This is a genomic window from Streptomyces sp. NBC_01257, from assembly GCF_035917255.1.
GTDB lineage: Bacteria > Actinomycetota > Actinomycetes > Streptomycetales > Streptomycetaceae > Streptomyces.
Genome location: NZ_CP108472.1, coordinates 4,953,456 through 4,967,437 on the forward strand (window position 1 = coordinate 4,953,456; position 13,982 = coordinate 4,967,437).

Here is a 13,982-nt window from a genome sequence, read left to right on the forward strand (position 1 = left end):
GCCCGGATTCGAGGGCGGCGGCCGCGGTCGGCGGTGCGGCTTCGGACGCCATGAAATCCGGTGGCGGGCCTTCGTGCGCTCCACCTAGTTTGGACGCCCGTGACCCATGATCCGAAAGCCTTCGCCGACGGGTGCGCGCATGCTCCCGCCCGCACCGAGTTCGTGCCAACTCCCGTCCGCGGCGAGGGATTCGGCCGGTCGATGACCGGCGGCAGGCGATGACCGGCCAGGCGGCGGTGCGGCCCGCGGCCGCCGATGAGCGGCTGTTCTCCCGGACGTACGCGGCCGCCACGTTCAGCTTCGCCGCGGTCATGTTCCTGACCGGGTTCGCCGCACTCGCCGTCGTGCCCATGCTGCCGGTGGCCGCCCGCGACTTGGACGGGGTGCCGCTCTACCCGCTGGTGGCGGGCTGTTTCGTCGCGGCGAGCCTGTTCGGCGGGGTGCTGGGCGGTGACTGGGCGGACCGTGCGGGGCCGGGCCGCCCGCTGGCGGCGGGCGTGGTGCTCGCGGTGGTCACCCTGGTCGTCTCGGCCACCAGCACCACCATCTGGCAACTGGCGGCCGGGCGCTTCCTGGACGGGGTGGCGGCCGGGATGATCGCGGTGGCCATCAACACGGCCATCGCCCACGCTTATCCGGACCGGCTGCGGGCGCGCGCCCTGGCGTTGATGAGCACCTGCTGGATCATCCCGTCCCTGGCCGGCCCGCCGCTCGCCGGCCTGGTGGCCGCCTGGTGGTCCTGGCGCCTGGTGTTCTTCGGGCTGGCCGCCCTCACCGTGATCCCGTCGCTGGTCGTCGTCGTCATGCTCCGCAACCCATCCTGGCAGGGACAGGGACAGGGACAGGGACAGGGACAGGGGCAGGGACAGGGGCAGGGGCGGTCCCGGGCGCGGTCGAAGCAGGAAACCGGTCCGGCGGCGGACGTGACGCCGCGGCCCGCGCTGATGGTCGCGGCGGCCGTGAGCGTGGGGGCGGCGCTCGGGCAGTACGCCGTCTCGGGCTGGGACGTACGCCATCTGCTGTGCGGGGTGGCGGGAGTCGCCCTGCTGGTGGTGTTCGTGCCGAGGCTGCTCCCGGCGGGCACGTGGCGTGCCGCGCGCGGACTGCCCGCCGCCGTGCTGCTGCGCGGCCTCACCTCGGGGGCGTACTTCACGCTGGAGGCCTTCGTGCCGCTGCTGCTGAACACCGCGAGGCGCGTGCCGCCCGTGCAGACCGGACTGGCCTTCACGGGGGCCGCCATCGCCTGGGCCGGCTCCTCCTGGCTCCAGGGGCGGCTCCAGGGGCGGGTCTCCCGCCACCGGTTGGTCACGGCCGGGGCCCTGGTGATGGGGGCGGCGGTGGCGCTCGCCGCGGTGGGCACGCTGCCCGCGCTGCCCGCCCTCACCGCCGCCGGGGCCATGGTCCTCGCGGCCGTCGGCATGGGCATGGCCACGCCCTCCCTCACCCTGCTCTCGCTCACCCACAGCCCGCCGGGCCGGCAGGGGTACGCCAGCAGCGCCATGCAGACCAGTCAGAACCTGGGCCAGATGGCGGTGATGGGGGTGGCCGCGGCCCTGTTCAACCTCTTCCTGGGCTTCGGCTCCGCCGACCTGGCGGCCTATGCCGCCGCCTTCGGCCTGCTGCTCGTGCCGAGCGTCCTGGCGGCGACGCTCGCGGTCAGGGCCCGCGAAGCCTGAAGGAGGGGGGCGCGCCGGGGCCGTCTAGCCCCTCAGCCGGTCGCGCTGGATCCGGTGGGCGAGGGCGCGGCGCACGGAGGCCGAGCCGGCCGGGGCGGTGGCGGTCCCGGCCGGTACGTCGAGGCCGCGGCTGATCTCGTCGTACGCCTCGCGGTGGCCGGCGGGCAGTTCCGCGGCGTGCAGCCGCAGGTCCTCCTCGACGAGCCGGCGCAGTTCGTCGACGGTCCGCTCGGTGAAGCGCTTCTTCCCGCGCGCGAGTGCGCCGACGCAGGGAGTGCAGCGGGCGGCTCCGTCGTACGTCTCCGAGAGGTCCTCGGCGAGACCCCACAGGCGTCCCTCCAGCCACGGCAGGTCGTGCTGGCCGAGGGAGACGTCCATGGAGGGTCCGGGACCGGCGTCCCGGTACTTCGCCACCTGCTTGGACACGGCGGGCTGGCTCATGTCGGTGAGCCGGGCGATGCGCTCCTGGGTCCAGCCGAAGCCGGTGAGCACCTGGATCATCTCGGCGCGGAGCCTGCGCATCTCCTCGCCGGCGCGGATCACGTCGTTCATCCCGGCGAACATCCGCCCGGCCTGCTCCTCGGTCAGAGCGGGGGGACCGCCGGTGCCCGCCGCGGCCGCCGGGGTGCGCGGGGTGTGTCGTGTGTTCTCTTCGGCTGCTGCCACAACCCAGTTATATACCCTGCTCCATACGTCATAACCGAGTTGTATAACCTGGTTATGAGTGACAGGATCGCCCTGTGTCCACCTTCTGCGCCTCCGACGGAACCCAGCTCGCCTACCGCACGTACGGAGCCGGCGATCCGCTCGTCTGCATCCCCGGCGGCCCCGCGGACTCCCGCTACCTGGGCGAGCTCGGCGGCCTCTCCGCCCATCGCCGTCTGATCGTCCCGGACCTGCGCGGCACCGGCCGCTCGGCGGTCCCCGAGGACAACGCCGGCTACCGCTGCGACCGGCTCGTCGACGACATCGAGGCCCTCCGCGCCCACCTCGGTCTCGCGCGTACGGACCTGCTCGGGCACTCCGCCGGAGCGAACATCGCCGTCCAGTACGCGGCCCGGCACCCGTCGCGCGTCGGCCGCCTCGCCCTGATCACCCCCGGGGCCCGGGCCGTCGGCATCGACATCCGCGGGGAGGAGCGGCGTGCGCTCGCCCGGCTGCGGAGCGACGAGCCGTGGTTCCCGGCGGCGTTCGCCGCGCTGGACGCGATCACCCGGGGGACGGGCACGGACTGGGCGGCCGTCGACCCGTTCTTCTACGGCCGGTGGGACGAGGCCGCCCGCGCCCACCACGCGGCGAGCAGGCCCGACAACCCGGACGCCGTCGCGGGCTTCGGGGCCGAGGGCGCCTTCGACCCGCCCGCCACCCGTGCCGCGCTCGCCGCCTTCGGGGCGCCCGTCCTGCTGCTCGCCGGGGAGTTCGACCTGAACAGCCCGCCCCGCTCGGCGGCCGACTTCGCCGCCCTGTTCCCCGACGCGACACTCGTCGTCCAGGAGGGGGCGGGGCACTACCCGTGGGTCGATGACGCCGACCGGTTCACGGAGCTGGTGTCGGCGTTCCTGGCATAGGGCCGGCGCGCCTCGCCGGACCGTACGGGATCGCGCCCGCCCGGTCTCAGTCCAGCAGCCGGGACAGCCGAACCGCCTGACGTTCGGCCGTCCCCGGCGGATTGCGGGGGTGCTCGGGGTCGTCGAACGAGAGCAGGAACAGCCATACGAGGGCGACCAGCCGACGGGTGTCGAGCAGCAGGGCCCGCTCCGCGGCGTCCAGTTCGAAACGGCCGATGAACTCCTCGGCGTCGAGGGGTTCGCCGACCCAGGCGGACACGTGCTCGGTGATCTCCGCCAGTTCGAGGGGACGGTCGCTGCGGCCGGACTCCTCGAAGTCGACGATCCGTACCCGGGAGCCGTCCCACAGGTAGTTGGCGAGGTTGCCGTCCCCCGGGCCGAACACCGGCCGGATGCCCGGCCGGTCTCCCGCGTGCCACGGGTCCGCGCCCGCCAGCCACTCCAGGCCGCGGTCCATGGCCCCGCCCACCCCGGGCCCGACCCGGGGGCGGGTCCGCGGCGCCCAGGCCTCGATCCGACGGGCCAGGTACTGCCGGTGCCCCGGCCTGACGGGCACCTCGTCCAGCAGGTGCGCGGGCACGCAGTCGTGCACCTCGGTCACCGCCGAGACCAGGGCGTCGAGCCGGGGGCCGTCGATCCGTTGCCCGCGGAGCGGCAGGCCCGGGAGGCGGGACATCGCCACGGTCGGTTCGTCGGAGGTGAGATCCGCGTGCCGGGGCGCGGGGGCGAGCCCGGGAGCGTGGGTGCCGAGCAGCGTGAGCGCCCGCCATTCGCGCTCGCTCTGCTCGTGGTGGCCGGGACGGAACGTCTTGATCACGGTGTCCGGCCCGAGGTCGAGACCGTGCGTGCTCCAGGAATCGGCAGTCATGGGAGGGGATCCTGCCAGGCGGGCAGGGCCGGGCCGGCGGCTCGGCCCTCACGCCCGAGGCGCGGCCGGTCAGGCCGGCAACTCGACCGTCACGTACGGGGCCAGCGCGCGGAGGAAGTCCGCCGCGTCGAACATCGCCCCGGCCGAGGCCACCCCCGTGGTCCGCGTGCGGCCGGTCAGGATGCGTGCGACGGCCTCCACCGCCAGGGGTGCGGTGACGGCGTAGATGTCCTGGCCGCGTGCCGTGGCGCGGCGCTCGACGCCGTCCGCGCGGACCAGGACGTCGACGACGAACGTCTGGTCCGAGCGCCCCAGCGTGTCGACCGCCTCCGGTGCCGGAGTGTCCTTCCCCGCCAGGTCGCCCGCCGCCTCGACGGACATGTGGGTACGGACCTCGGACACCTTCACATGGCTGGGCACGGTGACGACGTCGGCCATGGTGAACTCCGTGATCACCGCGCGCCGGCCCAGCGGTTCGGGGAACAGCCAGTCGCCCTGCGACACCGCGTCGTCGTGGTAGCGCAGCGCGCCGTCCGCGTACCGCACCCGACGGCCCGCGCGGCGGTCGTGGGAGACCTGTCCCGCCTCCCGGGTGCCCGCCGTGGGGCGCCAACTGCTCAGTCCGTACGCGACGTCCACCGAATCGGCGGACGTCGCCCCGCCCATCGCCGCGGTGACCAGCAGATCGCCCAGCCCGCCGTAGAAGGCCATGGCCGGCACCACGGGAGTGCCCGCCCGCAGGGCCGCCTCCGTGTGGTCGGCGAACATCGCGGCGTTCGCCTCGATCTCCGCCGCGACGTCGACGTACGGGATCCCCGCCCGCAGGGCGGCCTCGACGACCGGGCCGCCGGTCACCGCGAAGGGGCCGGCGCAGTTGATGACGGCCGCCGCGCCGGCGAGCGCCCGGTCGAGCGCGCCCGCGTCGTCCACGCCGGCCGGCCGTACCTCCGCCTCGCCCCACTCGGCCGCCAGCGCCTCCAGCCGTGCCGCGTTCCGGCCGGAGAGGACCGGGGTGAATCCGCGCCGCCGGAGCTCGGCGACGATGAAGCGACCGGTGTGTCCCGTCGCCCCGTAGACCACGACCGCAGTCGCTGTACTCATGGTTTCCCGCTCTCGACCTGGTGGTTCGGTGTGCTGAGGTGTCCAGTCTCGGTGCGTGCGGTGTCCGGCCGTGAGGGTCCGGACCGACAGCATGCGTACACTTTCGGACATGCCAACTGTCGCGCTGCTGACGGCCGGTGACCTGCTCCACTTCGAACTGGGGGTGGCGTACGAGATCTTCGGCAACCCGCCGCGCGAGGCGTCGGACGGCTGGTACGACGTCCTGCTCTGCGGGCCCGGTCCGGTGCGGGTCGGCCCCTTCACGGTCGAGCCGGACCACGGGCTGGAGCGGGCGGCCGGCGCCGACACGGTGATCGTGCCCGCGTGCGTCGACATCGACGTGCCGCCGCCGGCCGAACTGGTCGAGGCGGTGCGCGCGGCGCACGAGGCGGGCGCGCGGGTCGCCTCGCTGTGCACCGGGGCGTTCGTGCTCGGTGCCGCGGGGCTGCTGGACGGCCGGCGGGCCACCACCCACTGGGCGCACGCCGCCGAGCTGGGCAGCCGCCATCCACAGGCCGTGGTCGACCCGGACGTCCTGTACACGGACAACGGCAGCGTGCTCACGTCCGCGGGCAAGGCCGCCGCCGTGGACCTCTGCCTGCACCTGATCCACCTCGACCACGGCGCTGCCGTCGCCAACGCGGTCGCCCGCCGCCTGGTCATGCAGCCGCACCGGCCGGGCGGCCAGGCCCAGTTCGTCGCCACGCCGGTGCAGGTCTCGGGCGACCACGCCCTCGCCCAGCTGCTCGCCTGGGTCCAGCAGCGGCTGGACCAGCCGCTGTCGGTCACCGACATGGCGCGCAAGGCGAACACGAGCCCGCGCCACCTCGGGCGGCAGTTCCGGTCCGTGATCGGACAGACGCCGATCCAGTGGCTCCTGATCCAGCGCGTGCGCCGCGCGCAGGAGCTGCTGGAGGCCACCGACGAGAGCATCGAGGCGGTCGCCGTCGCCACGGGCATGGGGACGGCGACGACGCTCCGGCGCCAGTTCAAGCGGATCGTGGGGGTCCCGCCGGACGCCTATCGGCGAGCGTTCCGCAGCACGCACGCGGTCTGACGGGGCCGGACGGGTGGCCGTCGCGGCCCCGGGGCCTGCCCTCCGGCCCCGCCCCACCGGGCCTCAGGCCCGTATCCGATGCTCCCGGGGCCAAGACTGGATTCAGCCCCGGGTTCAGTCCTGGGTTCAGCCTCGGATTCAGCCCTGGGGTTAGTCCCGGATTCAGCCCCGGGTTCAGCCCCGGCTTCCGTCCGCGGTTCCGACGGCCGCCCCGGCCTTCGCTTCGACCTCCGCTTCGATCCCGGCGAGCTGCGCGGCCAGGATCTCCTCGAACGCGGCGCGGCGGTCCGCGCCGAGCGGCCGGACGTCGCGGGCGAAGTGGGCCAGGGCCGGGAAGCGCTCGGGGTCGGCGCCCAGCACCGCCACGCGGAACAGCTCCATGCCCTGCTCGTGCTCCTCCGGCGTGACCGTGCTGCCCCCGGCCTCGGAAGCGATCAGCGCGGAGATGAGCACGGCGATCCGGTGGTAGCGCACCGGGATCTCCGCGTCGGGCAGGCCCGAGGCGCGCAGCGCCTGCAGCACCTCTTCCATGACCAGCCGGGAACCGGTGCCGCTCGACGCGTAACGCCCCCAGACGGCGGCGAGCTGCGGCTGTTGGCCGAAGGCCTCGCGCATGCACAGGGCCAGGGCCCTGATGCGCTGCTTCCAGTCGCCCTCGGCGCGGTGCTCCTCCATGGCGGCCAGGATGATCCGGTCGGCGACCGCGCGCAGCAGTTCGGTCTTGCTGCGGAAGTGCCGGTAGAGGCTGGAGGAATCGGTCCCGAGCACCGCGGCCAGCTTGCGCACGCTGAACGAGTCCGCGTCGCTCGTGCGCAGCAGCTCCGCCGCCGCATCCAGGATCTCTTCGGTCGACCAACGCCTTCGGCCTGCCATTTCGCTCCTCGCCACTGCCTCTCGACTGCCTTCAGCCTAGCTTATGCACTTGGTGTTGCACGCACTGCGTGCATAATGGGGACATGAGTGTGCCGGACGGCCGGGCAAGGACGGGCCGGCATGCCACTCGTGCCCTGTTGTCCCGGGCCGGGCGACCGATGCGGAGCTCGCCCCGGGGATTACGGAAGGACGCATGACGTGAAGAACCCACTGGACACCGCAGCGCTGAACGCGGCCGTCGACAACGTCCACCGCGCCGGGATGCCGGGACTGTTCGCCGAGGTGCGGGACGGCGACCAGGTCTGGCAGGGCGCCGCCGGGGTCGCCGATGTCTCCACCCGCCGCCCCGTCACCGCCGGGATGCGGCACCGCGTCGGCTCCATCACCAAGACCTTCACCGCCGCCGCGGTCCTGCAACAGGTCGAGGCCGGCCGGATCGGCCTGGACACGCCGGTCGGCCGGTACCTGCCGAAGCTCGTTCCGGGGGAGCGCGGTGACGCGATCACGGTCCGGATGCTGCTGAACCACACGAGCGGCCTCGCCGAGTACCTCCCGTACGCCTATCCGTCGCTCAAGGCGTTCCCCGTCCTCGCGGAGACCGGACCCGAGAGCCTGGACGACCACCGGTTCACGCGGTTCGACCCCGTCGAGCTGATCGCGATGGGCGTCACCGCCCCCGCCGTCGGCACCCCGGGCGGCAGTCCGGGGGTGTACTCCAACACCAACTACCTGCTCCTCGTCCAGCTCCTGGAACAGGTGACCGGCGGCACGGCCGAGCAGTGCATCACCCGGAACGTCATCGAGCGGGCCGGGCTCCGGGACACCGAACTCCCCGCCGGGACGCACGTCGACGGCCCGCACTCGCGTCTCTACGAGTCCTGGTTCGGCATGATCGACCCGCCGCGCGACTACAGCGTGTACGACATGTCCTGGGTGGGCCCTTCGGCATCGCTGATATCGACCGTCGCGGACCTCAACCGCTTCTACGGGCTGCTGCTGGCCGGGGAGATCGTCGGCCCGTCGTCGCTGGAGCAGATGCGACGTACGGTCCCGGTCGTCTCCCAGGAGGGCAGGATCATCGAGTACGGACTCGGGCTGCACCCGATGGAGGGCTCCGGGCAGGGCGACTTCTGGGGCCACGGCGGCACCGTCTGGGGCGGGGGCGCGCTGGCCATGGCCCGGGCCGACGGCGGGCGCCGGATGGCGGTCGCGGTGAACATGCAGCGGTGGAACAGGCTGGACTCCGCCGGCCGGCCGCAGCCCCACCCCATCGACGCCGCACTCGCGGAGCTGTACCGCGTCGCGCTGTACGGCTGACCGGCGTCGGGCGGCTTCAGGCGGTCGTGGCCTCCGCACGGCCGAGCAGGATCGCTGCGCGATCGAGGAGCTCGCTCACGTTCCGGATTCCCGGCTCAAGGCCTCGGCTGTGGACGAAGACGGTGAGATCGAGGGCGACTTGCGCGAAGCAGTACGCCAGCACGCCGGGGCCGGCCACGTGCTCACCGGCGGCGCAGAGCATCCGCACCGCGTCGGGCGTGATGCCGTGGGCGCTCAGCAGCGTCGCGTAGTCGAAGACCCTCGTTCCACTGCCCAGGGCTTCGATGTCGATGACACCGCTGACGCGATCGGCGTGCAGGAGGATGTTGCCGGGGCGGAAGTCGCCGTGGACCAGGTCTCCGGTGGGCAGAACCACCGGTCCGTGGAGGGCGAGGAGCCGTTCGCAGATACGGACGAGTTCCCGCCCGACCGGGCCGGTCCCGTCCGCCTGCCGCCACAGGTCGCCGCGACGGTCGGCGATGCGGCCGGTGACGAACCGCGACCAGCACCTCCCGGGGTCGGGATCGAGACCGGTGTGCGTCTCCAGCAGACCGATCAGCAACCTCGCCTCAGACGCGCCCACTTGTTGGGGGCTGCGTCCGACGACGTACTCCTGGACCTGGTATCCGAATCCGTCCGCGCTCGTGCCGACGGCGAGCCAGGCCGGCGTCGGATATCCGGCGGCGCGGATCCTCGCGACTCCCTCGGCGGCGCGCTCGATCCGGCGGGCCAGGTCGCGGGCGGGGTTCCATTTGAGTACCGCCTGTCGGCCGGTGTCATCGGTCAGGAGCCAGGCTCCTGACTGGAAACCGTCGTCGAACCGGTGGTCGAGCCGGAACCGGGTGTGATGCGTACGGTTGGCCTCGGTCAGGACGGCCTGCGCCGTACGGGCATCGGCTCGGCCGGGCGGGTTGTTCCGGGGCACGGGGATCTCCTGGCACGTCGAACGGGCCGCGGTCGGGCGCTGACGGCGGCGGGGCGCATGCGTCGGCCGTCGGTCGGGCCGGCGGCAACGGAGATCAAGCCACCTGATCCACGTTACGGAGCGCCGGGGCCGAGGAGCAAGGGCGTTTCGGCAGGCTCCATGCGCTCGGTCCACGTCACTGCGGCACCCCGGCCCGTCATGCCGGGGACGACGAGGGTGCGGGCGTGGATTCGGCTCCATCGCCACGGAGTTCGGCGCGGCGCAGCGCCGGGGCCGCGACACCGAACACCGCCGCGAGCAGGCAGATTCCACCGCACACGGTGAAGAACATGGCGGCGCCCCACACGTCCACGGTGACGCCGGCCACGGGGAAGAGGACCGGGGCGAGGCCCAGCGCGCAGAGCGTCGTGACCGAGGTGACCCGGCCCAGGTACCGGGGGTCGGTCTCCGTCTGGACCAGGGCGCCGGTCACCGTCGCGGTGACGCCGCTGGTCAGCCCGACCAGCGCGCCGAACGCGACGGCGAGCGGCAGGGATCGGGCGTGCCCCAGGGCGACGGTTCCCGCGGCCGTGACGAACAGGGCGCCGGACACGGTCATTCCGGCGCGCGGGACACGGGAGCCCACCGTCAGCAGCAGCGCGGCGGCCGCGGCGCCGACGCTGAACGCGCTCGCGATCCACCCCATCCCCGCGGCACCCCAACCGCGTTCGTCCGCCAGGAGCACCAGACCGGCGGCGACCGGACCGCTGAAACACATCTCGCTCAGCCCGATCACCGTGACCAGTGGCGCCAGCATCCGATGGCGTCGGACGTAGCGCAGCCCGTCACGCAACTCGCTCACGGCGGAAGCGCGGTCGTCCGTCGACGGAAGGGAAGGCAGGGGCGGCACCCTGACGGTGAGCAGCAGGGCGAGCGAGAGGGCGAACAGCGCACCGGCGGCGGCGAACGCGCCCGCCGCGCCGCCCACGGCGAGCACGACCCCCGCCAGGAGAGGGCCCGCGGCATTGCTGAGCCGGATCGAGAGGCCGCGCATCCCCTGGACGCGGGCGAGCTGTTCCGGGGCCGCGATGCGCGGCGGAAGGGCGCCCACGGCCGGCATGAACACCGCGTCGACCACGCCGAACACCAGGGCCACCGGGACGAGCAGCCAGAGGCCCGGCGAGATCAGCAGCACGGCCGCCGCGGCGGCGAGAATCACGACGCTGCGCGTCGCGTCGCTCGCGACGGCGACCCGGCGCGGCCCGAACCGGTCCGCCACCACACCCCCGCCGAGCATGAGCACCGCCCGTGGCAACGCCCCGGCGGCGATCACGAGCCCCACCTGCGACGGCCCCGCGACCCTGGCCGCGGACCAGGAGAGGGCGAGGAAGTAGACCACGTCACCGGTGACGGAGGCGGTGTAGGCGGCGAGCCAGCGCAGGACGTCGGCGTCCCGGTACGCGGGCGGTCCGGGCACCGGGACGCCCTGCGGGGTCATGCGTCACCCACGTCGAGATCCACGGTGCCGGGCACGGGAAACGCCTGCACCTGGAGTGACACCGGGACGGCCCCATGCGGCGCTCCGGCCTCGCCCTGCCGGTAGCGGGAGATCACCTCGAAGATCTCGGCGCGCATCCGCTCGACGTCCTGAGGGGCCAGCCGCATCGTGAAGTCGCTGTACACGCTGGCCTCGTACCACTCCGCCGGAAGCAGCGGCACCTCGTCGGCGGCCTTCCGCAGGCGTTCGACGGCGGCGAGGGCGACAGCATGGGCGTAGGCGCGCCCGGCCGCGCGCTCGTGCTCGGGTTCGTCGGCCGGGTCGTGGATCGACTGACGGTGCACGGACTCCCACCATCGTTCACGCCCCGTGCCGCGACCCGGCGTCTCCACGATGAGCCCGCCCGCCGCCAGCCGGCGCAGGTGATAGCTGGCCGAACCGGGGTTGATGCCGAGCTCGGCGGCGATCCGGGTCGCCGTGGACGGGCCGCGCTGCCGGAGCAGGGCCAGCACGTTCAGGCGCAACGGGTGGGCGAGCACGCGGAGTCTGGCGGTGTCGAGCCGGATGTCCTGGGTCCCGGCGGGCTGGTCGGGCGGTGCGGGCGAAGGGGTCATGGCCGCAGAGAATAGACCCACAACAGTTGTTTCGAAAGAGTTGTTGTGACACTGCCTGCGCTGTGCCTCGCCCCCGGCCCGGAGTCCTCTCTGAGATGCAGAGAGACGCAGAGACGCGGACACGCAGAGACTCAGTTGCTCAGTGACTCAGCGCGCGGTCGCGTCAGTGAGGATCGCCTGAAGCCGGGCTCGGCATTCGGCGACGAAGGCGGGGAACGTGTCCCAGTAGTAGGAGATCCCGCTGACGCCCACCGCGATCGCCCAGGCGCGGGCACGGGTCCAGGTCACGGTGTCGAGGTCCAGGGCGTTCCAGTAGGCCTGTCGGGCTTGCGGCGGCAGGTCCCAGAGCGTGGAGTGCTCGGCGTCGGGGAAGCCGACCGACAGCCCGCCGAAGTCGATCACCGCGTGGAGTCTGCCGTCCCGGACCAGGAGGTTGGTCGGCTTGAGATCGCCGTGGAGCCACACGTGAGGCCCGGAGGGCTCGGGCAGTGCGAGTGCGGCTCGCCACAACCGTTCCAGGGTGTCGACGTCGAGCTCCTGACCCACGGTGGTCCGGCAGTCGTCGAGGCACCCGCTGATCCACTGGTCGCACGGCGTCAGGCCGCCTCCGCGGTACCAGCTGAGGCCGTCCGTGCGAGTCGCGCCCATGAGGTCGATGCGGTGGAGCTCCCTCACGACCGCCGCCAGGTCGGCCCCGAAGCCGGCCCAGTCCCGGACGGTGCCGGGGCCCGCCTCGTCCCCGTCGATCCAGCGGTAGACCGACCAGACCAGCGGGAAGGCGTCGGTGGGCGTCCCGGCGTGGACGGGTTCAGGAACCGGACACGAAAGGTGGGGGGCCAGACGGGGAAGCCATTCCTGTTCCTTCCGCACGGACTGTGCGTTGCCGGCGGTTCGTGGAAGGCGTACGAGCAGGTCGTCGCCCAGCCGGTACATGGTGTTGTCCGTACCCGCGCCCGCGGGCGACAGCGGCAGGCCGGCCCATTCCGGGCGCTGCGCCCTCAGCAGCGATCGGACCAGCGTCTCGTCGACCGGGATCTCGTTCTCGTGAAGCGTCACACCGGAAGTCTCATCGCCGGCCGGAGCGGAAGGCCAGCGACTTTCGTCGTCTCGTAGCTCGTAGCTCGTGCGCGAGGAAGGGTGGCACGGGAGCAGGTGGCGGACGGCGTGCGAGGGGACAGCGGCGCCGGTCGTGCCCCGCATTGGTCACCCGTACGAGTGGTACGGAACACTTTTGCAAGCACCTGCTTGCAAAAGTTAGCAACGAGGGTCCAGTATCGGGTCATGGCATCACTCAACGTCGGCAATCTCGGCGAGTACCTGCGCGAGCAGCGCCGTACCGCGCAGCTGTCGCTGCGGCAGCTCGCCGAGGCGGCCGGCGTGTCCAATCCCTATCTCAGCCAGATCGAGCGCGGGCTGCGCAAGCCCAGCGCCGAGGTCCTGCAGCAGGTCGCCAAGGCGCTGCGGATCTCCGCCGAGACCCTGTACGTGCGGGCCGGGATCCTGGACGAGCGGGAGCGGGAGGAGCTGGAGACGCGGGCGGTGATCCTGGCCGATCCGTCGATCAACGAGCGGCAGAAGAGCGTGCTGCTGCAGATCTACGCCTCCTTCCGCAAGGAGAACGGGTTCGAGGACGAGCCCGTGGACGAGCCGGTGGACGAGGAGGGGCGTGCGTCCGGTGCGGATGCGCCCTTCAGTGTCGACGGCAGTGCTGCCGATACAGCTTCAAAGCCCTCAAAACCCTCACACTGAGTCTGATGATCCGGGAGGACCACAGTCATGGCCATCACCGATGACCTGCGCAAGACCCTCACCGACCCGACCCCCCTCTACTTCGCCGCCGGTACGGCCGATCTCGCCGTGCAGCAGGCCCGGAAGGTTCCGGCCCTGATCGAGCAGCTGCGGGCCGACGCGCCGGAGCGCATCGAGGCCGTGCGCAACACCGACCCCAAGGCCGTCCAGGAGAAGGTCGCCGGGCAGGCCAAGGAGGCGCAGGCCACCCTGCAGGCCAAGGTCACCGAGGTGATCGGGGCGTTCGACACCGACCTGAAGAAGCTGGGCGAGAGCGCCCAGGACCTGGCGCTGCGCAGCGTCGGCGTGGCCGCGGAGTACGCGGTCAGGGCCCGCGAGACGTACGAGAAGGTCGCCGAGCGCGGCGAGCAGACCGTGCGGACCTGGCGTGGCGAGACGGCCGAGGAGATCGTCGAGATCGCCGTCGTCGTCGAGCCGCGCAAGGAGTCGAAGCCGGAGACGGTGAAGGCGGAGCCCAAGGCCGCGCCGAAGCCCGCGCCCAAGCCGGCGCCGGCCAAGCCCGCGCCCGCCGCGAAGACGGTAAAGGCCGAGGCCAAGCCGTCGCCCGCCGCCAAGAAGGCGCCCGCCCGCAAGCCCGCGGCCAAGAAGACCACGCCGCCCACCGCCAAGTAGCGGCGGCGCGGTGCCCGGCAGGTGTGCCGGGAGGACGGGCGGGCACCTTTCGGGGTGTGCCGGTCGTTGTCCCGGTACCTTGGCC

14 protein-coding genes are annotated in these 13,982 nt (G+C 72.9%); 6 read left to right on the forward strand and 8 right to left on the reverse strand.

The features are described 5' to 3' along the window. Window positions 1–218: 218 nt before the first annotated feature. On the forward strand, window positions 219–1,676 hold the full coding sequence (locus tag OG408_RS21370) for an MFS transporter (RefSeq protein ID WP_326671404.1): 1,458 nt from the start codon (window positions 219–221) through the stop codon (window positions 1,674–1,676). Window positions 1,677–1,700: 24 nt separating this feature from the next. Here the strand turns inward: OG408_RS21370 and OG408_RS21375 are convergent, their stop codons facing one another. Then, on the reverse strand, window positions 1,701–2,342 hold the full coding sequence (locus tag OG408_RS21375) for a sigma-70 family RNA polymerase sigma factor (protein ID WP_285569153.1): 642 nt from the start codon (window positions 2,340–2,342) through the stop codon (window positions 1,701–1,703). 74 nt (window positions 2,343–2,416) lie between these two features. On the opposite strand from OG408_RS21375, the gene OG408_RS21380 reads away from it, so the two are divergent. Next, on the forward strand, window positions 2,417–3,244 hold the full coding sequence (locus OG408_RS21380) for an alpha/beta fold hydrolase (protein ID WP_326671406.1): 828 nt from the start codon (window positions 2,417–2,419) through the stop codon (window positions 3,242–3,244). Window positions 3,245–3,290: 46 nt separating this feature from the next. On the opposite strand, the gene OG408_RS21385 is transcribed toward OG408_RS21380, so the two are convergent. Both OG408_RS21385 and OG408_RS21390 read right to left on the reverse strand, forming a co-directional pair. Then, the gene (locus OG408_RS21385) at window positions 3,291–4,112 is read right to left on the reverse strand and encodes a phosphotransferase family protein (RefSeq protein WP_326671408.1); all 822 of its coding nucleotides are present in this window, start codon (window positions 4,110–4,112) and stop codon (window positions 3,291–3,293) included. Between the two features lie 69 nt (window positions 4,113–4,181). Further along, window positions 4,182–5,213: a saccharopine dehydrogenase NADP-binding domain-containing protein gene (locus OG408_RS21390; protein WP_266780781.1), complete on the reverse strand. Its 1,032-nt coding sequence runs from the start codon at window positions 5,211–5,213 to the stop codon at window positions 4,182–4,184. Between the two features lie 109 nt (window positions 5,214–5,322). Between OG408_RS21390 and OG408_RS21395 the strand changes: the two genes are divergently transcribed. Further along, the gene (locus OG408_RS21395; protein WP_266780783.1) at window positions 5,323–6,270 is read left to right on the forward strand and encodes a helix-turn-helix domain-containing protein; all 948 of its coding nucleotides are present in this window, start codon (window positions 5,323–5,325) and stop codon (window positions 6,268–6,270) included. A gap of 174 nt (window positions 6,271–6,444) precedes the next feature. Here OG408_RS21395 and OG408_RS21400 read toward each other — a convergent pair whose 3' ends face one another. Continuing rightward, entirely contained in the window at window positions 6,445–7,143 is a 699-nt protein-coding gene (locus tag OG408_RS21400; RefSeq protein WP_266780785.1) for a TetR/AcrR family transcriptional regulator, read from the reverse strand. 198 nt (window positions 7,144–7,341) lie between these two features. Between OG408_RS21400 and OG408_RS21405 the strand changes: the two genes are divergently transcribed. Continuing rightward, window positions 7,342–8,460: a serine hydrolase domain-containing protein gene (locus tag OG408_RS21405; RefSeq protein WP_266780787.1), complete on the forward strand. Its 1,119-nt coding sequence runs from the start codon at window positions 7,342–7,344 to the stop codon at window positions 8,458–8,460. 16 nt (window positions 8,461–8,476) lie between these two features. Here the strand turns inward: OG408_RS21405 and OG408_RS21410 are convergent, their stop codons facing one another. The 4 genes from OG408_RS21410 to OG408_RS21425 all read right to left on the reverse strand — a co-directional run bounded on the left by OG408_RS21410 (window position 8,477) and on the right by OG408_RS21425 (window position 12,532). Then, window positions 8,477–9,385: a phosphotransferase gene (locus tag OG408_RS21410; protein ID WP_285569138.1), complete on the reverse strand. Its 909-nt coding sequence runs from the start codon at window positions 9,383–9,385 to the stop codon at window positions 8,477–8,479. Window positions 9,386–9,581: 196 nt separating this feature from the next. Further along, window positions 9,582–10,862 (reverse strand): MFS transporter, encoded by a 1,281-nt coding sequence (locus tag OG408_RS21415; RefSeq protein ID WP_326671413.1) that lies wholly within the window; start codon window positions 10,860–10,862, stop codon window positions 9,582–9,584. Beyond that, complete coding sequence (locus tag OG408_RS21420; RefSeq protein ID WP_326671415.1) at window positions 10,859–11,476, reverse strand: ArsR/SmtB family transcription factor; 618 nt, start codon at window positions 11,474–11,476, stop codon at window positions 10,859–10,861. Before OG408_RS21420 ends, OG408_RS21415 begins: the two co-directional genes overlap by 4 nt. 147 nt (window positions 11,477–11,623) lie before the next feature. Beyond that, the gene (locus tag OG408_RS21425) at window positions 11,624–12,532 is read right to left on the reverse strand and encodes an aminoglycoside phosphotransferase family protein (protein WP_326671416.1); all 909 of its coding nucleotides are present in this window, start codon (window positions 12,530–12,532) and stop codon (window positions 11,624–11,626) included. Between the two features lie 225 nt (window positions 12,533–12,757). Here OG408_RS21425 and OG408_RS21430 point away from each other — a divergent pair, with 225 nt between their 5' ends. Together OG408_RS21430 and OG408_RS21435 are read left to right on the forward strand one after the other, a co-directional pair. Beyond that, window positions 12,758–13,225 (forward strand): helix-turn-helix domain-containing protein, encoded by a 468-nt coding sequence (locus OG408_RS21430; protein WP_266780797.1) that lies wholly within the window; start codon window positions 12,758–12,760, stop codon window positions 13,223–13,225. Window positions 13,226–13,252: 27 nt separating this feature from the next. Next, window positions 13,253–13,897: a hypothetical protein gene (locus OG408_RS21435; RefSeq protein ID WP_266780799.1), complete on the forward strand. Its 645-nt coding sequence runs from the start codon at window positions 13,253–13,255 to the stop codon at window positions 13,895–13,897. Window positions 13,898–13,982 lie beyond the last annotated feature (85 nt).